Origin of the sequence: Vibrio aquimaris (assembly GCF_009363415.1) — a bacterium.
GTDB classification, from domain to species: domain Bacteria; phylum Pseudomonadota; class Gammaproteobacteria; order Enterobacterales; family Vibrionaceae; genus Vibrio; species Vibrio aquimaris.
Genome location: NZ_CP045350.1, coordinates 379,950 through 400,519 on the forward strand (window position 1 = coordinate 379,950; position 20,570 = coordinate 400,519).

Here is a 20,570-nt window from a genome sequence, read left to right on the forward strand (position 1 = left end):
TCAAAAAAACGTCACACGCGATAAATACGCTCTATTCATTGCGCGATTTTTCGACTTTGGTTAGGAATCTGTTAGAAATAACGGATTACACCCCATGTTTATAGCTCAATACCTTGCTGATACGGCTAGGCATTGGTACATTTAGTGCAAATTTCTATCTTCTAATTCTTTCAGGACGAGCGAAGAATATGTTCAAAAAACTTCGTGGCATATTTTCTAATGATCTATCTATCGATTTAGGTACTGCCAACACTCTTATTTACGTCAAAGGACAAGGTATTGTTCTTGACGAGCCTTCAGTCGTCGCTATCCGTCAAGACCGTAACAGAGCAGGTAAAAGTGTTGCTGCTGTGGGGCACGGAGCGAAACAAATGCTTGGCCGTACTCCAGGTAACATTTCTGCAATTCGTCCAATGAAAGATGGCGTTATAGCGGACTTTTATGTCACCGAAAAAATGTTGCAGCATTTTATTAAACAAGTGCATGACAACAGTGTGCTAAAACCAAGCCCACGGGTATTGGTTTGTGTGCCTTGTGGCTCTACTCAGGTTGAGCGAAGAGCGATTCGTGAATCGGCGCTTGGCGCTGGGGCTCGTGAAGTGTATTTGATTGATGAGCCAATGGCGGCTGCAATAGGTGCCGGTCTTCGTGTTTCAGAACCTACAGGGTCTATGGTGGTTGATATTGGTGGTGGTACCACAGAAGTTGCTGTCATTTCGTTAAACGGTGTAGTGTATTCCTCCTCTGTACGTATTGGTGGTGACCGATTTGATGAAGCCATCATTAATTATGTGCGTCGTAACTACGGCAGCTTAATTGGTGAAGCGACAGCAGAAAAAATCAAGCATGAGATTGGTTCTGCTTATCCTGGTGATGAAGTTGAAGAAATAGAAGTACGCGGCCGCAATTTAGCTGAAGGTGTACCACGAAGCTTTAGCTTAAACTCGAATGAAATCCTTGAAGCTCTACAAGAGCCTCTTACGGGGATAGTTTCTGCAGTCATGGTTGCCCTTGAGCAATGTCCACCTGAGCTTGCATCTGATATTTCAGAGAATGGTATGGTTCTAACTGGTGGCGGTGCTCTATTAAAAGACCTTGATCGCCTTCTAACTGAAGAAACAGGTATCCCTGTTGTTATCGCTGAAGACCCGTTGACCTGCGTTGCACGTGGTGGTGGTAAAGCGTTAGAAATGATCGATATGCATGGCGGCGATCTTTTCAGTGAAGAATAATCAGATTAGCCTGAATTAATACTGGGCCTATTTGAGAGTAAAAAAGGAACTCATATTCAATGAAGCCGATTTTTGGCAGAGGACCTTCACTTCAGTTACGATTGTTTTTCGCGGTCATTATGTCAGCCAGCCTCATGCTGGCTGACAGTCGTTTAGGTGCTTTTGCCGAAATACGTTATCTTCTCAATAGCATGGTAGCACCCATTCAATACTTGGCAGATGTCCCTCGCGTTATATTTGATGATGCGTATGAGCGATTTAATATTCGCCAAGACTTTATGGAAAGCAATTACAAACTTAAGCGTGAAATTCTGCGTCTTAAGAATGACATGTTACTGCTTGATCAGTACCGAGAAGAAAACCAACGTTTGCGTAAGTTATTAGGCTCTTCATTTGTACGTGATGAGCGTAAGGTAGTGACTGAAGTGATGGCGGTAGATACTTCGCCCTATCGCCAGCAAGTAGTGATTGATAAAGGTCAGATAGATGGTGTGTATGTCGGGCAGCCCGTTGCCAATGAGAAAGGGATTGTCGGGCAAGTGACTTTTGTCTCAGCACATAATAGTAGAGTGCTTCTGCTGACTGACAGCCAAAGTGCGATTCCTGTTCAAGTCATTCGAAATGATATTCGTGTTATTGCTTCAGGTAATGGCTCAATAGATCGGATTAACTTGGATCATATTCCCATTAGTTTGGACATTGAGGAAGGGGATCTGCTGGTTACATCTGGTCTTGGTGGGGTTTATCCAGAAGGCTACCCAGTCGCCCATGTGGCTAATGTGATGCGCGATACAGCGCGAGAATTTGCGACAATTGAGGCAGATCCTGTGGTTGATTTTGAACGCCTGCGCTACTTACTCCTCGTTTGGCCAAATGATTCTCGACAGCATAAAATTCAACAGGCATTGCCGCAAAATACGCAAGAGGTAACAGCTGGTGGCGAATAGTGTCTTGAAAGGTAAACTTGTTATTGCCTTTTCATTTTTAATTGCGTTAACCCTGCAAACCATTCCATGGCCTGGTGTTTTCGATTTATTGCGCCCTTCTTGGTTACTCTTGGTTACTTGTTACTGGGTGTTGGCATTGCCCCATAGAGTGAATGTTGGTACCGCTCTGGTATTAGGGCTTCTCTGGGACCTTTTGCTCGGCTCTACTCTTGGTATACGTGGCATGATGATGTCCATTGTCGTTTACCTAGTCGCCCTGAACTTCTTAGTCTTGAGGAACATGGCACTTTGGCAGCAAGCCATACTGATTGGTTTGCTTTCTATGATGTTAGATGTGCTTATCTTCTCTGGTGAATACTTAGTCCAAGAAGTGGCATTTAATCCATTATTACTTTGGAGTGGTCTTATCAACGCCATTCTTTGGCCATGGCTGTTTTTATTGATGCGAAGGATCAGAAGACATTGGCATGTGAGGTAAAAAATGGAACAGAAATTAATATTGGCCTCGGGTTCACCGAGGCGCAAAGAGTTATTATCTCAGTTAGGCTATCAATTTAGTGTTATCCGAACCGATGTAGAGGAATTTCAAAGCCCGGATGAAACTCCGACACAATATGTTGAACGTCTTTCTCAAGATAAGGCTTTAGCCGGACTAGAGGTAGAAAGTGACGCAGTGGTGATTGGTTCAGACACAATTGTCCTGTGTGACAACTGGGTAATGGAGAAGCCCAGTAATTTGGATCAGGCTAAGCAGATGCTGATGTCATTATCTAATCGGGCCCATCAAGTGATGACAGCTGTGACTATAGTAAGTGGTGAGCAACAAGAGACAATAGTGGTAACTACAGATGTTTGGTTCAAGCGTCTGTCAGAGGAAGAAATTGAACAATATTGGCAAACGGGTGAACCGTGTGACAAAGCTGGCGCTTATGGTATCCAGGGGATTGGAGGACGTTTTGTAACACGTATTGAAGGTAGTTATCATGCCGTAGTCGGCCTACCACTATTCGAAACTGACCAGCTCTTGCACAAATTCTTATAAATTTAACATATTGAGGTGTACTCATGAGTGCAGAGTTGTTAATCAACGTCACCCCAAGCGAGACTCGAGTCGCTATGATTGAAGGGAGCAGCCTTCAAGAGATCCATGTAGAACGGGAAGCAAAACGAGGCATTGTTGGCAATATTTATAAAGGGAAAGTGAGCCGTGTTTTACCCGGTATGCAAGCAGCCTTTGTGGATATTGGTCTTGATAAAGCTGCGTTTCTTCATGCATCCGATATTGTTCCTCACACAGAGTGTGTTGCTGAAAATGAAAAGCAGCAGTTTCAAGTTCGAGATATCTCGGAATTAGTCCGCCAAGGCCAAGACATAGTTGTGCAAGTCGTCAAAGATCCTCTTGGTACTAAAGGAGCTCGTCTTACTACCGATATTACGCTTCCCTCTCGCTACCTAGTTTTTATGCCTGGTGCCAGTCATGTTGGTGTCTCACAACGGATTGAAAGTGAAGAAGAACGTAATCGTCTAAAAAAAGTAGTAGGCCATTATTGTGACGATGAGGGCGGCTTTATTATCCGTACCGCAGCAGAAGGTGCAGATGATAAAGAATTGTCCCAAGATGCCGCTTTTTTGAAACGTCTTTGGTCTAAGGTCAATGAACGTCGTGCTAAATATAAAACCCGTTCTACTTTGTACGGCGAGTTAGGGCTTTCACAACGAATTTTACGCGACTTTGTCGGTACAGAGCTGACCAAAATATTAGTCGACTCGCGATTAGAATTTGAGAACCTACAAGAATTTACCTCAGAATACGTGCCAGAGCTTACCGATAAGCTTGAACTTTATGATGGTGATAAGCCAATCTTTGATATGTATGACACCGAAAACGAGGTGCAGCGTTCACTAGAGCGCAAAGTGGAGTTGAAGTCGGGCGGCTATCTCATCATAGATCAGACAGAAGCAATGACAACGGTTGATATTAATACAGGAGCTTTTGTTGGTCGCCGTAATTTAGAAGAGACTATCTTTAATACCAATATCGAAGCGACTCAGGCAATAGCACGCCAACTGCGGTTACGTAATCTAGGCGGCATTATCATCATCGACTTTATTGACATGATGTCTGAAGAACACCGTAAGCGAGTACTTACTTCACTAGAAGGTGCTCTTAATAAAGACAGAGTAAAAACGAATATTAATGGATTCACTCAGTTGGGTTTGGTCGAAATGACTCGTAAACGAACCCGAGAGAGTATTGAGCATGTTTTATGTTCAAGCTGCCCCACTTGTGAAGGACGAGGTAGTGTTAAGACAGTTGATACTGTGTGCTATGAAATTTTGCGAGAGATCACCAGAGTGAATCGAGCATATGAGGCTGACAAGTTTGTGGTTTATGCCTCTCCTGCAGTGGCAGATAATTTGCAGGGTGAAGAGTCTCACGCATTGGCAGAATTAGAGGTTTTTATTGGAAAGCAGGTTAAAGTGCAAGCTGAACCTTTATATGTTCAAGAGCAATTTGACGTAGTCATGATGTAGGCTGTTTGTGAATAGACTAACGACTCAATTTATTCTTCGAGGACTTTCGTGGCTAGCGGTTGTCCTCTGTGTCACTTTAGCTGTGTTTGTCACAACTTTGAGGATAACTCTACCACAACTTAACCATTTCAAAGGAGAAATTCAGCATTGGGTCAACCAAGGTTCGCAGCTGGATTTTGAAATTGACCAAATCAGTGGTTTTTGGCGTAACACTCATCCTTCAATATCTCTTAAAAATGTTCGGGCGAATACACCCGAGTCGAGTGGCATCCATTTTTCGGTACAAACGGTTGAAGTTGAGTTTGATCTCATCCAATCGCTGTTAGACATGAGACCTGTGATAGCCGATCTTAACATGTACCAACTTAATTTAGATTTGAGTTCAGTTACATGGGCTGATTCTGATGGTACAAAGGTTTTGCAGCCGAAAACAGAGCAGCGAAGCGTGATTGAAAATCTCGATCAGTTGTTGCTGCGTCAGCTGGATAGTTTTCTTTTGCAAGACTCGAAAATTCGTCTTCAAGGAATTGATGGTTCAACAAGAGAGCTTGATATCAGTCAGTTGTTTTGGCAAAACAGTGGACGAAATCACATCGCAGATGGCGAGATTAGTATTGTGGATACCAATCTAAACTCTGCACAAGTCAAAGCGAATTTTGTTGATCATGGTTCTTTAGCCGATGTTAGTGGCGAGTTTTATTTAGCCGTCGACAATGTATTGGTCACACCATGGCTCACTCAGTACTTGCAAACAGAAACGGGTATTGAGAGAGGACAAGTCAGTCTCAATAGCTGGATAAACCTTGAGCATAACCAACCTGTTAGCGCTTATGTTGAACTAGAACCTTCGGAATTGATTTGGCAAGAAGGTCAACAGCATGAGCTGATTATTGAGTCAGGGATTTTACAACTAGAACCAAGTGTACAAGGTTGGCAAGTTAATGCTCATGGACTTAAGCTACGAACCGATCATGAGCCCTGGCCTGAGCTTGATGCTGCGTTTAGATGGAAACCTGAAGATTGGTCTCTAAATGTGTCGCAGCTTGACCTCAAGACTATCTCTCCTCTAGCCAAGCTTTTCCCAGACTCAAAACAAGTATCGCAACTACTAGAAACAATAAGTATTGGGGGGGCTCTTGAAGATATTCGTCTATCAATGAAAGGCTCAGATCTTGATTCACTCAAGTATTCGATGCAGCTTCATGATGGGTCGATGAAACATTGGGAACTATTACCTGGTATTAAACATCTTTCAGCTGATATATCCGGTAGCCGTTATCAAGCTAGTTCAAAGGTAACTATTATCGATGATGTTTTACCTTATGGTGATGTATTTCAGGCGCCGCTTAACATTAAACAAGGCGAGCTTGATATCGTTTGGCAAAGCGACGAAAATGGTTGGGCGTTATGGGCAGATAAAGTTACTGTGGCGACTCCTGATCTTCAAGTCTTAGGAGAGTTTCGCCTTGATTTTCCCAAAGATAAAAGTCCATTCCTATCTTTTTATACTGAAGCAGATCTTTATAATGCCGGAGAAATTTGGCGTTATTTACCAGCATTAGCTCTAGGACGTGATTTAACCGATTACCTATCGAGTGGCATTCAAGCGGGTAAGGTAAAAACTGCCAAACTACTTTGGTATGGCGAATTAGGTGACTTTCCATACAGCAATAATAATGGTGTATTTCAGGCATGGGTCGGGCTTAATAATGCCAAATTTAGCTTTGATACCGCTTGGCCAACCATTACCGATCTGCAGCTTGATTTACTGTTTCAAAACGACTCGCTTTATCTCGACTCTCATAGTGCAACTCTCACTGATATCAAAGCAACGCATATTAAAGGACAAATACCAAAGCTTGGGCCTGGTGGACACATAGAAATAGAAGCTAGTGCAGCCGGACAGGGAAATTCAGTAAGAGATTATATGATGTCATCACCCCTGGTTGACTCAGTTGGCGCTGCATTGACCACGGTCCAAGTAAATGGGGAAGTGAAATCAAGTTTTAAACTCAATGTGCCTTTTGATTCTGACGAGGAAGTTCGAGCTTGGGGTTATGCAGACCTGACCAATACTAAAGTTGCGATTAAAACCCCAGAAATGAATCTAGACACGGTGTCAGGACGTATTAAGTTTGATAATGATGTCGTTCGCGCTGCGGGGCTAACAGGAAGGTTACTAGAACAACCAGTTGCATTGGACTTTAGAGGGGAAAATGCAGAACAAGGGTACGATGTTAATATCGATGTGGTTGGTGATTGGGAGCTGAAACCTTTAGCTTCTTATCTTGGCAAACGCTGGATAGATCCAGTTAATGGCCATGCCCCATGGCAAATGGGCATTGCTATACAACTTGATGATGTTGGATTTGCTTACCAAATTGATGCTAATGCTGATTTAAAAATGGTATCTAGCGATTATCCTTATCCTCTCAAAAAAGAGCTCAATCAAACTTGGAAAGCGCGTATGCAAGCTTCAGGGAACCAAGAAAGTATCAGCGCTCGTTTACAATTACCCAACCTTAAATACCAAACCGAAATTGATATTCGCCCAGATACCCCTGTGCTCAAAGCCACCAATCTGGTCCTTGGTAAAGGTAGCTTTAAAATCAGCCCGATTTCTGGTCATCAAGCGCAGGTTCGCCTAGATAAATTCAACTTTGATCAATGGGTCGATTTGATATCTAACTCGGACAGTGAAGGCAAAGCAGCCCTAGATAGTATGAATACGCCAGAAATTCCCATGCCTCATCGTATTGATCTTGATGTTGAGGAGCTAACGCTGGGAGGTATTTGGTGGAATGACGTAGATTTCAGAGCCAAGAGGAAGAACTTGGGTTGGCATATGAGTCTAGAAAGCCAAGAGGCAGCAGGGGAAGCAAACTATATAGAACCTTATGACCTCTCTGTATCTTTAGATAGATTACACGTTTATGTTCCTGCTTTAGATAAAGAGTATAAAGATGTCACCTTGTTTAAAGCAGGAAGAGATCAAAAAGAGCTTATTAGTGGCTTTGAACGTTCTTTCCATCAGCATATTCCCAACATTACCTTAGCCATCGAGGACTTTTGGCTGCAAGGATATAAAGTTGGCAAAGCCTTTTTGGATCTAGAACGTCATGATGAAGTGCTTGAATGGAAAAAATTAAATTTTGAGACTGGTCGCAGCAAGGTCGATATGAGCGGCTCGTGGCGACTTGGTGAGCAGCAAAGCCATACTCAGTTTAATATTAGTATGTCGGGAGAAAATAATAGTGATGTTATGGAGCGTTTTGGCATTACTTCAGGGATCCAGCAGGCCCCATTTGATCTCGATTCTAAAGTTGAATGGGATGGCTCACCATGGTCGATGAAAGTTAATACCCTTGAGGGGCATGTCGCTATGAAGTTAGGCAAAGGCCAAGTGACAGGTGCTTCTGGAGCGGCAAGGCTTTTAGGCTTGTTTAGTCTAGATTCCATCATACGTAAGATGCAGCTGGATTTTAGTGATGTGTTTGATGGTGGGATGGCATTTAACTCAATAACCGGAAGCGGTGATATCAAAAATGGAATATTCCTTACTAATGATATCAAAATGGATGCTTTGGCGGGTGAAATGACAATTAAAGGTCTAGCGAACCTTAACTCTAAAACCGTCGATGCAGAAGTTAATTTTGTACCCGATATTACTTCGGGTATTCCGGTTCTTACAGCATTTGCAGTGACACCTACAACGGCTTTGTATGTTCTAGCTATCACGACGGTTATATCTCCGGTGGTTGAAGTCTTTACCCAAGTTAGTTATGAAGTTAAAGGGCCGCTTGATAACCCTGAAGTTAAGGAACTATCGAGGAGTAAAGGAGAGTTTGAGTTACCAGAAACTCTGCGTGAAGAGATTAAATAGGGAAAATAAATCATGCCCAAGATAGCAATTATTCAGATGACTTCTGGGCCAGATCCTCAAGAGAATCTGGCCTATATTAAGCGTCAGGCGATATTATTGGCCGAACAAGGTGCAAAGCTCATTGTTACACCTGAAAATAGCTTAGTCTTTGGAAATCGTGAAGATTATCATAAAGTTGCAGAGCCGTTGGCTGAAGGGGAGCTTCAGAGAGAGTTATCTCAGTTAGCAAAGTCTACTGCGACCTTTCTGGTTATTGGGAGTATGCCGATTCGCCGAGCAAAAGGAGTAACGACGACATCCTTGGTATATAATTCCCAAGGTGAGTTAATGGCACATTATGACAAATTGCATATGTTTGATGTTGATGTTGCGGACTCTCACCAGCGTTACCGAGAATCTGAAACATTCACGCCAGGGAATCAAGTGGTCACGGTTAATACTTCCGTTGGTCATCTAGGTTTATCAATTTGCTACGATGTGCGTTTTCCTCATTTATACAGTGAATTGGCTCAGCGAGGAGCCAATGTTTTATTGGTCCCAGCAGCCTTCACGGCAGTAACGGGTGCCGCGCATTGGGAGTCCTTGCTACGTGCCCGTGCAATTGAAACTCAAAGCTGGATTATAGCGTCCAATCAAACTGGCACTCATCCATGTGGCAGAGAAACTTGGGGGCACTCAATGGTAATATCCCCATGGGGAGAGGTTATTTCAAGTTTAAGTAACCTTCCAGACAATTTAGTTGTTGACTTGGATTTAGACCGAGTTGAAGCAGTGCGCTGTGCGATGCCAACACTCAAGCACATTCGCTTTGAAACCCATTTAAATGTTTAAGAGCTAACTATGACAATAAATCATGTAGAAGAGGCATTGCTATCTTCAGGGGACCTGACCGCACAGGACATAGAACAAACTTTGGCAAGCATTGCCACGCGTCAGATTGATTATGCCGACATTTACTTTCAGTCGAGTTGGCACGAGTCATTAGTTCTTGAAGATAGTATTATCAAAGACGGCTCTTTTAATATCGACCGTGGTGTCGGTGTTAGAGTGGTTGCTGGTGAAAAAACGGGTTTTGCCTATTCAGATCAAATCCAGCTAGACGCACTTAAACAAAGTGCTCTCGCGGCAAGAGGCATTGCTCAGAAAGGTCAGAGCGCTCAAGTTCAGGCTTTGAAACCGAGCAGCAATCAGCAGGTATATGGTGCTATGAATCCATTGGAAGGTTGGCAAAAACAACAAAAAACCCAGCTTCTCAAAGAATTGGATGCTTATATTCGAGCCAAAGAGCCTCTGATTAAAGAAGTATCGATAAGCCTCAGCGGAGTGCACGAACAAATGCTTGTTGCTGCAACCGATGGTACATATGCTGGTGATATTCGCCCATTGGTTCGACTATCAATTAGTGTCCTAGCTCAGCGTGGTGAGCGTCGTGAGCGCGGCAGCGCTGGTGGTGGTGGACGCTTTAACTATGACTTTTTCCTCACTCAAGAACAGGGCAGTAAAGTCGCTTACCAATATGCAGATGAGGCAATCCGCATGGCATTGGTTAACCTTGAAGCAGACGCAGCGCCTGCTGGAGCTATGCCAGTAGTATTGGGAGCTGGCTGGCCAGGTGTGTTACTGCATGAGGCTGTTGGACATGGATTAGAAGGCGACTTTAACCGTAAAGAGTCGTCAGTTTTTAGTGGTAAGGTGGGGCAGAAAGTCACGTCGGAGCTTTGCACTATTGTCGATGATGGGACTTTGAAAGATCTCCGCGGTTCACTCAATATTGATGATGAAGGTGTTGCTGGTCAGTACAATACTCTGATTGAAAATGGTGTGTTGAAGGGCTATATGCAAGATAAACATAATGCTCGCTTGATGGGAGTGGAGCCGACAGGTAATGGACGCCGTGAGTCTTATGCGCACTTACCTATGCCTCGAATGACTAACACTTATATGCTGCCCGGAAAGCATGCTCCTGAAGAGATAATTTCTACAGTAGAGAAGGGGTTGTACGCACCTAATTTTGGTGGCGGACAAGTTGATATTACCTCTGGTAAATTCGTATTCTCAACCTCAGAAGCTTATCTGATCGAAAAGGGCAAAATCACCCGTCCAGTTAAAGGAGCGACTTTAATAGGCTCAGGCATCGAAGCCATGCAGCAAGTTTCCATGGTTGGTAATGATTTGAGCATAGATCGCGGAGTTGGTGTATGCGGCAAAGCGGGACAGAGTGTTCCTGTCGGAGTAGGACAGCCAACGCTTAAGTTAGATTCCCTGACAGTCGGCGGTACTGATTAGTCACCTTAATATGGGTTGGCATCGTCTGCCAACCCTAGAAGATATAATTGAGTTAAGTGTATAAAAAAGCCTCATCAAATGATGAGGCTTTCTTAAAAGTGGCTCCCCCTGCGGGACTCGAACCTGCGACATACGGATTAACAGTCCGCCGTTCTACCAACTGAACTAAGGGGGAATTACATGGTGCCGACTACCGGAATCGAACTGGTGACCTACTGATTACAAGTCAGTTGCTCTACCTACTGAGCTAAGTCGGCACTTTATCAATGATAATAATCATTGATTTTAAAAGTGGCTCCCCCTGCGGGACTCGAACCTGCGACATACGGATTAACAGTCCGCCGTTCTACCAACTGAACTAAGGGGGAATTACATGGTGCCGACTACCGGAATCGAACTGGTGACCTACTGATTACAAGTCAGTTGCTCTACCTACTGAGCTAAGTCGGCACATTTTATTTCTTATTGCTGGTGACTTCACACCAACAATGCATAAATTGTGGTGCCCGGAGGCGGAATCGAACCACCGACACGAGGATTTTCAATCCTCTGCTCTACCGACTGAGCTATCCGGGCAACGAGTTGTATTAAACGGTTTTTCGTCTTTGAGGTCAATATTAAATTGCAAAAAAAATATTGTTTGCTGATTTTCTATACTTAGTGGGCTGTTTTTACTCATTTAGTGGGAAAAGTGTATAGCCTGTATTAAAAGTTAACATTCAAAGCATAGAAAATGTTGGAGCAATATCGCGATATAACCGGTATTGAACTCAGACTTCTTTGGCTTGTGATAGCAAACTATTGCCAAAGCTGGTTCATTTGACAATCCATGTGTTTAAGATATTAAGCCTTAATGCTTTAGATACAAAAAAGCCTCATCAAATGATGAGGCTTTCTTAAAAGTGGCTCCCCCTGCGGGACTCGAACCTGCGACATACGGATTAACAGTCCGCCGTTCTACCAACTGAACTAAGGGGGAATTATTTGTGTTACCTATCAGGTAAAGCACCAAATAATGGTGCCTCGAGGCGGAATCGAACCACCGACACGAGGATTTTCAATCCTCTGCTCTACCGACTGAGCTATCGAGGCAAATAAATGGTGCCGACTACCGGAATCGAACTGGTGACCTACTGATTACAAGTCAGTTGCTCTACCTACTGAGCTAAGTCGGCACACTTTATTTTGTTATTGCTTGTGAATAAACACCAACAATAAATAAATTGTGGTGCCCGGAGGCGGAATCGAACCACCGACACGAGGATTTTCAATCCTCTGCTCTACCGACTGAGCTATCCGGGCAACGGAGCGCTATTAAACGGATTTTCACTCGTGTCGTCAACTTGTTTTTAGAAAAAAATGTAAAAAACGAGTTGAGTGCCGATAATTTAGACACTTTGTGTGGTTATGATTTGCCTGCGTTAAAATCCTTTTTAAATTTTGTAACTTTTTCAAGGTAACGACGGGCTTCCGCGTTTGGGTGTTTTTTAGTTAACGCCCAATAAACTTGATTGGGCTGCAGCGAGTTAAGATCACGCATCGCCCGTTTTCTATCGCCGCGATTAAATGTGTTTAATACTCCTCCGGTGCCACCGTTATAAGCTGAAATCATGCTGTATTCTAACGAGGTTGGATGTTGTACATCTTTGAGATAGCGGTTTTTCAAGATGTAGAAGTAGGCGGTACCCGTATCAATGTTATTTTCCGGATTAAACAGGTATTCAGGAGAGGGTTGACCTGATGTCTTCTTGACTAATTTGAACACATCACGTCCAGCTGTTTTAGGCACCACTTGCATTAATCCATAAGCATTGGCCCAACTGACTGCATACGGGTTAAAGCTGCTTTCGGTTTTAATAATGGCGTAAATCAAGTCCTCAGGAATACCATAGCGGCGCGATGCTCGCTGGACAATATCTGCATACTTATAGCTGCGAATTTCGACTTGCTCTTCAACCATGGGTATTTCAACATAGTATGCCTTTTTAAAGTCGACATCTTTGATTTTGAGTTTATTGGCAATCAAATAGTCTGCAAAACGGTTAGCGCGCCATGACCATTGAATAGGTTTGTTATCCTGATCGACAACCTGTTTGTATAAAAACGGCTCTCCCTCTAGTTTGATGTTTTTAGAGGAGAATAAATCGACATTCGCGGGATCGTCTGGAGTGAGTAAGGTAGTGATAATAGCGTTTTTGAGGTGGCCTTTAGGATCCGTTGGCGAAACTGTCTCAATGATAATCGTGCCTTTGCTGAAGTTAACTTCAGAGCGGCTGAGATAGTTGTCTATATATTTTACGTAGTTACTTTTGCCCGCAAATTTAATTTCTTTTCGACCCCAACGTTTTTCGATATTGCCGGAAAAGCTGTCGATCAATGCATCCAGCGCAGCGGTATCTTTTTGAAATTGTCCCGGTAATTCAGCCAGGTGCTTTGCGAAGCGATTCGTCGGTTCATAGTTTACATCATAGATGCTCTCGATAAATTCACGGCTGCACCCAGTAAGAACTATGGCTAACAAAAAATAAGCTAACTTATTCATATAAATCCTAAAAAAATGGCATCAAGTATGAGTTTTGATGCCATCTCGCTATGTTTAATTCTAAGGCTTATTGCCTACTCACTTGGTGGAGTATAGCCTTCAATATGAACATCTTTTCCTTCAAACAAGAAGTTGACCATTTCCGTTTCTATCAGTTTTCTGTGCTCAGCATCCATCATGTTGAGTTTTTTCTCGTTGATAAGCATGGTTTGTTTGTGTTGCCACTCAGCCCAAGCCTGCTTGGAAATGTTATCAAAAATCCGTTTACCAAGTTCTCCTGGGTATAGCTGAAAATCTAATCCTTCAGCGTCTTTTTGTAGTCGAGCACAAAATACGGTGCGGCTCATAGTGGCTCCTTCGAGTGGTTTAGTGGTGAAGTTCTGCAGGTAAGCTATCCAATAGTTGTTTCACTGGCGCGGCTAAACCTACCTCTTCCGGTTGTGATAAGTTATACCAAAGACCTTTGTTTCCTTCCATAACGATATCAGGTTGCTTTGATAGGTCCACCAAAATGGGCGTGATATCGAGATGGTAGTGACTAAAGGTATGGCGAAAAGCGATCAAATGCTGACGGTATTCAACTGTGCTTTCTTTAATCTGGCGCTGATCTAGAGTGTTATCGAGCTCTTGGTTAGGGCTTTCTGGAAAACAGAATAACCCTCCCCATATTCCAGATTGTGGGCGTTGTTCAAGCCAGACATGGCCTTGATAGTGGATAATTGCAAACCAAGTTGCTTTGATGGGCTTATCTTTTTTAGGCTTTTTACCCGGATAATCAAGAGGGTTACCTTGCTTGTGTGCAACACAAAATGAAGAAACTGGACAAAGGGTACATTTGGGTTTGCTTCGCGTACACACCATAGCACCCATATCCATCATCGCCTGATTGTATTTATCTGTATCTTGGTGTGGTGTGTGTGTTTGTGCATGCTGCCATAATTGGTTTTCAACCTTCTTTTGACCCGGCCAGCCTTCGACTGCAAAGCTGCGTGCCAAAGTGCGTTTCACATTTCCATCTAAAATTGCATGAGGCTGTTTGTACACAGAGGAGAGAATGGCAGCTGCTGTTGAACGGCCAATGCCAGGCAGTGCATTCATTTCATCAATGTTCAGCGGAAACTCGCCTTGATATTGATTGGCAACCATTTGGGCGGCTTTGTGTAAGTTTCTTGCTCTTGCATAGTAACCTAAGCCTGTCCAAAGGTGCAGAACCTCATCTTGATTCGCATTGGCCAGATCTAAGACGGTTGGGAATCGCTCTAAAAAACGTTGATAGTAGGGAATTACCGTAGTTACTTGTGTTTGCTGAAGCATAATTTCGGATAACCATACGCTATAAGCAGTTTTATTTTGTTGCCATGGAAGGTTTTTTCTTCCATAGCTTTCATACCATGTCAGAATGGCGCTGGCAAAAGGGGTCACGACTTGCTCAATATTATTGTGTAGTTAGGTAAAATTGCATCACAGAATATGGGTAAAGTTCAACCGATAAAGAGTAAGGGTTTATTCTATGTCAAATACATTAAAAAACTTGCACCAGTGCTGATTCTTTGGATAATCACAATCCCCTAAAGTCGAGAGCAATTTTTAAACAGGCAAAATCATGAGTGAAGTGACCACTAACGAATACAATCAAGACGGTAAGCTGATACGGAAAGTACGCAGTTTTGTACGCCGTGAAGGTCGGTTAACCAAAGGTCAAGAAAACGCAATGAATGAATGTTGGCCGACGATGGGGATCGACTATCAGCCAGAGCTTCTTAATTGGAAAGAAGTGTTTGGTAACGATAACCCAGTCGTGCTTGAAATTGGTTTTGGTATGGGCGCGTCTTTGGTTGAAATGGCAAAAAATGCACCTGAAAAGAACTTCTTAGGTATTGAAGTTCATAGTCCAGGTGTTGGTGCCTGCCTTTCTGATGCTCGTGACGCCGGTCTGACAAACCTTAGAGTCATGTGTCATGATGCGGTGGAAGTATTTGCAAATATGATCCCAGATGGCAGTCTTGCGACCTTGCAGCTGTTCTTCCCTGACCCTTGGCATAAGAAACGCCATCACAAGCGTCGTATTGTTCAACTAGACTTTGCTGAGATGGTCCGTCAGAAATTGACCATCGGAGAGGGCGTCTTTCATATGGCAACAGATTGGGAAAACTATGCCCAGCATATGATTGAAGTGATGAATCAAGCGCCAGGATATGAGAATATCGCTCAGGATGGTGACTTTGTTCCTCGCCCTGAAGATCGCCCTTTGACCAAGTTTGAAGCTCGTGGTCATCGCCTTGGACATGGTGTTTGGGATATTAAATTTAGACGTGTTAGCTAAGTCGCCCGCATATTAATGTGAATGAGGAAGCCAGCATCAAGTGTTGGCTTTTTTTACCCTACAAGAAAAATAATAAGCCTTTACAAAATAGGTAAGCAATGAAACCAACAAAAGAGATATTAGCCGATATTTTACAAGAAGTTCGGCCATTGATCGGACAAGGGAAAGTGGCTGATTATATTCCGGCTTTGGCAAACATTCCCGCGAAAAAACTGGCGATCGCTGTTTTTACCAATCAAGGAAAGGTGATTAAAGCTGGTGATGCAGATGAAGCCTTTTCCATCCAATCCATTTCAAAAGCGTTAAGTCTAACCTTAGCCATGGATATCTATACGCCAGAAGAAATCTGGGCCCGAGTAGGTAAAGAACCTTCAGGGCAGGCGTTCAACTCTCTTATTCAGCTCGAAATGGAACAAGGCATTCCGCGAAATCCTTTTATTAATGCGGGGGCGATTGTTGTCGCGGATATGTTGCAAAGCCGCCTATCAGCACCTCGTCAAAGGATGCTTGAATTTGTTCGCCAACTTTCAGGTGACACTCATATTTGTTACGACAAAGTCGTAGCGGCATCAGAAATGATGCACAGCGATCGTAACGCTGCGATTGCCTATTTGATGCGCTCATTTGGCAATTTCGACAATGATGTTATTCCCGTATTGAATAACTACTTTCATGCATGTGCCTTGAAAATGAGCTGTGTTGATTTGGCAAAGACTTTTAGTTATCTGGCTAATAAAGGGACGTCTGTCCAGACTGGCAAACCTGTCGTGACCCCAACTCAAACAAAACAGTTGAACGCATTATTGGCAACCTGTGGTTTATATGATGGTGCTGGAGAGTTTGCTTATCGGGTAGGAATGCCGGGTAAATCAGGTGTTGGCGGGGGTATTATTGCCATAGTGCCTGGAGAAATGACGATTGCGGTTTGGTCTCCAGAGCTTGATCCTTCAGGCAACTCTTTAGCTGGTACAAGGGCATTAGAGCTTTTGTCAGAGCGTATTGGACGCTCGATCTTTTAGTGTTCAACGTCGTGACTAAATGATATCAAACATCCCGCGATAATGCGGGATGTTTGTATTTAGTGTTATGTAGTTAGGCTTTAGGTTGTATTGGCTCCAAGTCGCGAGTTTTTATCGCGCTTCCAAGTAAGGCTATTTCAAGCATCATAGCTAGGAGTATTTGTACCGCAACCATATATAAAGGTAAGTTAATCCATACCACTAGGGCGACTCCGGCCACCATATACAGATTGGCAGTTAATGCAGCCTTACCTATTGCTTGAGTAGCATTTTTTAACATGAGCAATCCCATAAAGTAATGCTGAATGGCCATAAGTAGTGGCAAAACAAACAGTACTGAAAGCAGAGGACGGATAGTATTGGTAAGCAAGCTATCGCCACTGACATACATTGAGAGTAATGGACTGCTTAGCGGTGTGTAGACAATCACGCCAAGAATTAGACTAAACCCAATACCGACCAGTAAAGCAAACTTGCGTAAGTGTTCCCTCTCTATTTCATAAGCTTTACCTGAAGTGTTTTGCAGATGACGAATAACTACTTGCTGCAACATACGTACACCATTGCTCACACTTATTACTAACACCCATGCTGCAGCCCATGCAGCGAGTTGTAACTCACCAATGAATGCAATCAAAATGGGCAGCATGAGCCGAGCTCCCCACAATGAAATCATTGATTGGGCTAATGGCCAGTAATAGCGCCCCATAGACATCATATTCGTCGGCAGTGTGTGCTGTGTTTGCGTGTCATTGACATGGATTTGACTGAGCCGATAGCGGACATAAACAAGCTCAGCGAGTACGCCACTCAATAATGCACCCGCAGTGATAAGTACCCCTGAATTAGTTGCTATTGATAGGAAAAAGGCGATAGTGATTAACACCAAACATCTTAAAACCGCACCCTTGGCAATGTCTTTCGAGTTTCCTGCATGTATAAGTTGACCTTGCCAATAACGTCTTATTGCTATCATTAGCGGCCAAGGGCAGAGCAATAGCACCATCAATGATGCTTGCTGCCAAACTTCAGATTGCACTGAAATTAGCTCACTGCTTTCGGGGAGTAATCCGACTATAGACATACTAAGTGTTAGTATTGTCCCGAGTACTATCACGAAACGAAATAACACTTCACTGCTCTTCTTTGAGGCTGACATCATATTGGACACAGGTAAAACAGAGATAATCGGGCTTTCAAAAAACACCGCAATGGCTTTACCTAAAGCAAAAGCAGCAAGGTTTAATGTGCTATTTGGTAAAGAGGCCAAGGCAAAAATGATAATGGGATCGCCAAGGGCCATCACCATATCACTTAAGGACATGGGCACTAACTCTCTAAAATAGCGACGACTACGAGATTGCATCAATTAACCCCTCCCCATGGATACGTGACGCATATACAGGATCTAACTGTTTAATATGGGTATCCAGTTGTCGGTCGTTGTATAAAGAGATTTTTGAGTGGGCTAGCCAGTCGGGGTTGTAGACGGTGTCTAAGTAGCGGTCGGCTCTGTCTGGGTTGATAAGCACAATTTTTTCTCGCTTAACGTTTTGCTGCATAATATAGGCAAGCCCAGCACTGATTATTGCACCCGTCGAAGCCCCCAGTAATAAGCCTTCTTTTTTGCCCATTTGATGACACATAGAAAATGCCATGTTATCGGTAACATTGTAGGCGTAGTCAATATCACTAGAGTTAAATGCTGGAGGAACAAAAGACAGGCCAAGCCCTGTCATTTTATAAGGATGGCGAGGTCTGCCGAAGATCCCAGAGCCAGCGACATCCACTGCGATGATCTTGGTCCTTGGGCTATGCCTTCGGAAATATCGAGCGACACCTGATAATTGTCCTGCTGTGCTAATGCCAATGACTATTGCATCGGGCAGATTGGGAAAAGCATTGGCAATCTCAAACGCAGTGTAATAGTAGTGCGCAAGAGGGTTATCAGGATTAAGGTGCTGACATGGATAAAATGAGTTTGGTATCTTATCAGCTAGCTTTTTCGCATGAGCCATACGTGCTTTTTGCATCGAGCCTGCGCTATCTGCCAAGCATAGTGGCACCTCTTCAAGTTTTGCCCCATAGGCATTGAGCATCTTGATGACTGGGGGAGGCGTTTTAGCATCAATGACTATGATGATTTGATAGCCTTTAGAAGCGCCAATACTTGCCAGTGACATCCCGAAGTTTCCGGAGCTGGATTCGATAATGGTACCGCCTGGTTTTAAAAGGCCCTTTTTCTCTGCTTGATCGATAAGGAAAGCGGCATTTTTATCTTTAATACTCCCTGTAGGGTTGCACGAGTCCATTTTTATGTAGAAATCGTTACTTTGACACAGTGTATGAACTCTATTTAATTTTATAAAAGGAACGTTGCCAACGGCCTCTGATATAGAGTTAGCTACAAGCTGATGAGTATATTCTTTTTTTGAGATTGTTGTTGTCATATTCATAGTGAAGCTCCTTCTGATACTAGGTTATGTGAATAGGCAGAGGTAATGTGGTGGAGAATTTTCTCATCAGGTTTGTGCCTAAAGCAGGTCGACTTGATTGGCATTTTTCTTCCCAATAACGCTTGGCCAATAACATCAGAGACATCAGAATGTATAACTTTGATTAAAAGACAGTCCTTAAATCCTTTAGAAGCTTCCGGAGATGTTTTTATCGATGATACCTCACTGACTTTTTGTAACTTTTCATAGATCAAAGTGAAGTCATTAATATTTTCTTTGTATGTTTCTTTATGTTTGTACCCCCATTGTTTTTCATTGAAGTAAATATGAAAGTCAGCATCATCTAATCTGCAAGGAGTTAGCCAGCTTTTAACTGTATTATTAACTACATTGTCAATATCTGATTTACTTCTCAGTTGACAGTATATTTCGTTAAACTCAAATGAGGCTTGAGATGCTGAAATTAAAAATACAGGAAGGCTTGCATGTGTATGATTTCTCCTAATTACTTCATAACGATGGTGACCATCTGCAATTAAAAAGCTCGGCAATTTTTCTAAGGCTTTTTTTATCCAATTACTTTGGTAACATTTTTCTAATTTAGATATGGTATGTAGCATTCCATCATTGGTAGGAATAACAAATTTATTGTCTGCTTGATCAAACCACTGGTTAATCATGCCGAGTGGGAAGTCATTGCTGTCAGTAATCCAAAAGCTAGGTGGGTAATTGCTTAGCGATAAGTTTTCTAGCGCTTTTACTCTGGTGGGGTTAGTTTGTTCATGAGGAATAATGGGTCTGGTAAACTCTGAATTATAGTCGTGATGATATAGTATTCCTGTAACTTGATGATACTTATTATTCCATTTGCCATCAATTCTATATATGAAGTATGAGTTTAAATCTAACATGAGTATTTCCTTTAACTGTAATTATGCCTACGAAGAATCGTATATGTATAAATTGAATTTTATTTATTGAGTTAATAGGAAATTGGTGGTCTGAAAAAAGAATAAAGTGGTGATATGTAAGATATTAAGTTGTTTAATACAAATAATATCGACTTAAAGTTATCTGAAATTAAAAAAGAGTTTGTGGTTAAGTGTTGGTTGGAGTGACAATGATGGAGGCTACATTGTTCATCGTCATGGCTGCTTCCCGTATTGCTAGTTTCAAAATCGGTACTGGAAGTTTCAAGGTGTATATGGTGTGATATGTTTAAATTATCAATAAGATTTTTGGCAGTTACAGAGGAAAGAGATATCATAGTAACAAATATCATAATAAATATCTTTCTTGATATTCTACACATCTAAAACCCACTCTTTTAGCTAGATATATCTTAGC

Annotated in this window: 16 protein-coding genes and 9 tRNA genes; 10 read left to right on the plus strand and 15 right to left on the minus strand. The window is 42.7% G+C overall.

The window, feature by feature from the left end:
- Positions 1–188: 188 nt before the first annotated feature.
- The 8 genes from FIV01_RS01815 to tldD are packed head-to-tail and all read left to right on the plus strand — an operon-like array spanning position 189 to position 10,883.
- Positions 189–1,232, plus strand: coding sequence for a rod shape-determining protein (locus tag FIV01_RS01815; protein ID WP_114787462.1), 1,044 nt, complete (start codon positions 189–191; stop codon positions 1,230–1,232).
- A 59-nt stretch (positions 1,233–1,291) separates the two neighbouring features.
- Positions 1,292–2,179, plus strand: coding sequence for a rod shape-determining protein MreC (mreC, locus tag FIV01_RS01820; RefSeq protein ID WP_152429473.1), 888 nt, complete (start codon positions 1,292–1,294; stop codon positions 2,177–2,179).
- Positions 2,169–2,657 carry a rod shape-determining protein MreD gene (gene mreD, locus FIV01_RS01825; RefSeq protein ID WP_152429474.1) on the plus strand — a complete coding sequence of 163 codons (489 nt, stop codon included), beginning with the start codon at positions 2,169–2,171 and terminating at the stop codon, positions 2,655–2,657. Before mreC ends, mreD begins: the two co-directional genes overlap by 11 nt.
- 3 nt (positions 2,658–2,660) lie before the next feature.
- Complete coding sequence (locus tag FIV01_RS01830) at positions 2,661–3,221, plus strand: Maf family protein (RefSeq protein WP_152429475.1); 561 nt, start codon at positions 2,661–2,663, stop codon at positions 3,219–3,221.
- Between the two features lie 23 nt (positions 3,222–3,244).
- Positions 3,245–4,714: a ribonuclease G gene (gene rng / locus FIV01_RS01835; RefSeq protein ID WP_152429476.1), complete on the plus strand. Its 1,470-nt coding sequence runs from the start codon at positions 3,245–3,247 to the stop codon at positions 4,712–4,714.
- 7 nt (positions 4,715–4,721) lie between these two features.
- Complete coding sequence (locus FIV01_RS01840) at positions 4,722–8,597, plus strand: YhdP family protein (RefSeq protein WP_246210415.1); 3,876 nt, start codon at positions 4,722–4,724, stop codon at positions 8,595–8,597.
- A gap of 12 nt (positions 8,598–8,609) precedes the next feature.
- Entirely contained in the window at positions 8,610–9,428 is an 819-nt protein-coding gene (locus tag FIV01_RS01845) for a carbon-nitrogen hydrolase family protein (RefSeq protein WP_152429477.1), read from the plus strand.
- Between the two features lie 9 nt (positions 9,429–9,437).
- Positions 9,438–10,883, plus strand: a complete 1,446-nt coding sequence (tldD, locus tag FIV01_RS01850) for a metalloprotease TldD (protein WP_152429478.1) — start codon at positions 9,438–9,440, stop codon at positions 10,881–10,883.
- 99 nt (positions 10,884–10,982) lie between these two features.
- On the opposite strand, the gene FIV01_RS01855 is transcribed toward tldD, so the two are convergent.
- The 12 genes from FIV01_RS01855 to mutY form a co-directional block, all read right to left on the minus strand.
- Positions 10,983–11,058: transfer RNA gene (locus FIV01_RS01855), tRNA-Asn, on the minus strand.
- Between the two features lie 6 nt (positions 11,059–11,064).
- Positions 11,065–11,140, minus strand: a tRNA-Thr gene (locus tag FIV01_RS01860).
- Positions 11,141–11,175: 35 nt separating this feature from the next.
- Positions 11,176–11,251, minus strand: a tRNA-Asn gene (locus tag FIV01_RS01865).
- A 6-nt stretch (positions 11,252–11,257) separates the two neighbouring features.
- Positions 11,258–11,333: transfer RNA gene (locus tag FIV01_RS01870), tRNA-Thr, on the minus strand.
- A 50-nt stretch (positions 11,334–11,383) separates the two neighbouring features.
- Positions 11,384–11,459, minus strand: a tRNA-Phe gene (locus tag FIV01_RS01875).
- Between the two features lie 327 nt (positions 11,460–11,786).
- A tRNA-Asn gene (locus FIV01_RS01880) sits at positions 11,787–11,862 on the minus strand.
- Between the two features lie 37 nt (positions 11,863–11,899).
- Positions 11,900–11,975, minus strand: a tRNA-Phe gene (locus FIV01_RS01885).
- A 7-nt stretch (positions 11,976–11,982) separates the two neighbouring features.
- Positions 11,983–12,058, minus strand: a tRNA-Thr gene (locus FIV01_RS01890).
- 51 nt (positions 12,059–12,109) lie between these two features.
- A tRNA-Phe gene (locus FIV01_RS01895) sits at positions 12,110–12,185 on the minus strand.
- 103 nt (positions 12,186–12,288) lie between these two features.
- Positions 12,289–13,425, minus strand: coding sequence for a membrane-bound lytic murein transglycosylase MltC (gene mltC, locus FIV01_RS01900; RefSeq protein WP_152429479.1), 1,137 nt, complete (start codon positions 13,423–13,425; stop codon positions 12,289–12,291).
- Positions 13,426–13,499: 74 nt separating this feature from the next.
- Entirely contained in the window at positions 13,500–13,772 is a 273-nt protein-coding gene (locus FIV01_RS01905; RefSeq protein ID WP_114787454.1) for an oxidative damage protection protein, read from the minus strand.
- A gap of 19 nt (positions 13,773–13,791) precedes the next feature.
- Positions 13,792–14,847 carry an A/G-specific adenine glycosylase gene (mutY, locus tag FIV01_RS01910; protein WP_152429480.1) on the minus strand — a complete coding sequence of 352 codons (1,056 nt, stop codon included), beginning with the start codon at positions 14,845–14,847 and terminating at the stop codon, positions 13,792–13,794.
- 181 nt (positions 14,848–15,028) lie between these two features.
- Here mutY and trmB point away from each other — a divergent pair, with 181 nt between their 5' ends.
- Entirely contained in the window at positions 15,029–15,748 is a 720-nt protein-coding gene (trmB, locus tag FIV01_RS01915) for a tRNA (guanosine(46)-N7)-methyltransferase TrmB (RefSeq protein WP_152429481.1), read from the plus strand.
- A gap of 98 nt (positions 15,749–15,846) precedes the next feature.
- On the plus strand, positions 15,847–16,767 hold the full coding sequence (gene glsB, locus FIV01_RS01920; RefSeq protein ID WP_152429482.1) for a glutaminase B: 921 nt from the start codon (positions 15,847–15,849) through the stop codon (positions 16,765–16,767).
- 73 nt (positions 16,768–16,840) lie between these two features.
- Here glsB and FIV01_RS01925 read toward each other — a convergent pair whose 3' ends face one another.
- Genes FIV01_RS01925 through FIV01_RS01935 form a run of 3 tightly spaced genes read right to left on the minus strand, consistent with a single transcriptional unit; the run spans position 16,841 to position 20,134 of the window.
- Positions 16,841–18,133, minus strand: a complete 1,293-nt coding sequence (locus FIV01_RS01925) for a hypothetical protein (protein ID WP_152429483.1) — start codon at positions 18,131–18,133, stop codon at positions 16,841–16,843.
- Positions 18,120–19,223, minus strand: coding sequence for a cysteine synthase family protein (locus FIV01_RS01930; protein ID WP_152429484.1), 1,104 nt, complete (start codon positions 19,221–19,223; stop codon positions 18,120–18,122). The genes FIV01_RS01925 and FIV01_RS01930 overlap by 14 nt, the downstream gene beginning before the upstream one ends.
- The gene (locus FIV01_RS01935) at positions 19,220–20,134 is read right to left on the minus strand and encodes a DUF1015 family protein (RefSeq protein ID WP_152429485.1); all 915 of its coding nucleotides are present in this window, start codon (positions 20,132–20,134) and stop codon (positions 19,220–19,222) included. Before FIV01_RS01935 ends, FIV01_RS01930 begins: the two co-directional genes overlap by 4 nt.
- Between the last annotated feature and the right edge of the window lie 436 nt (positions 20,135–20,570).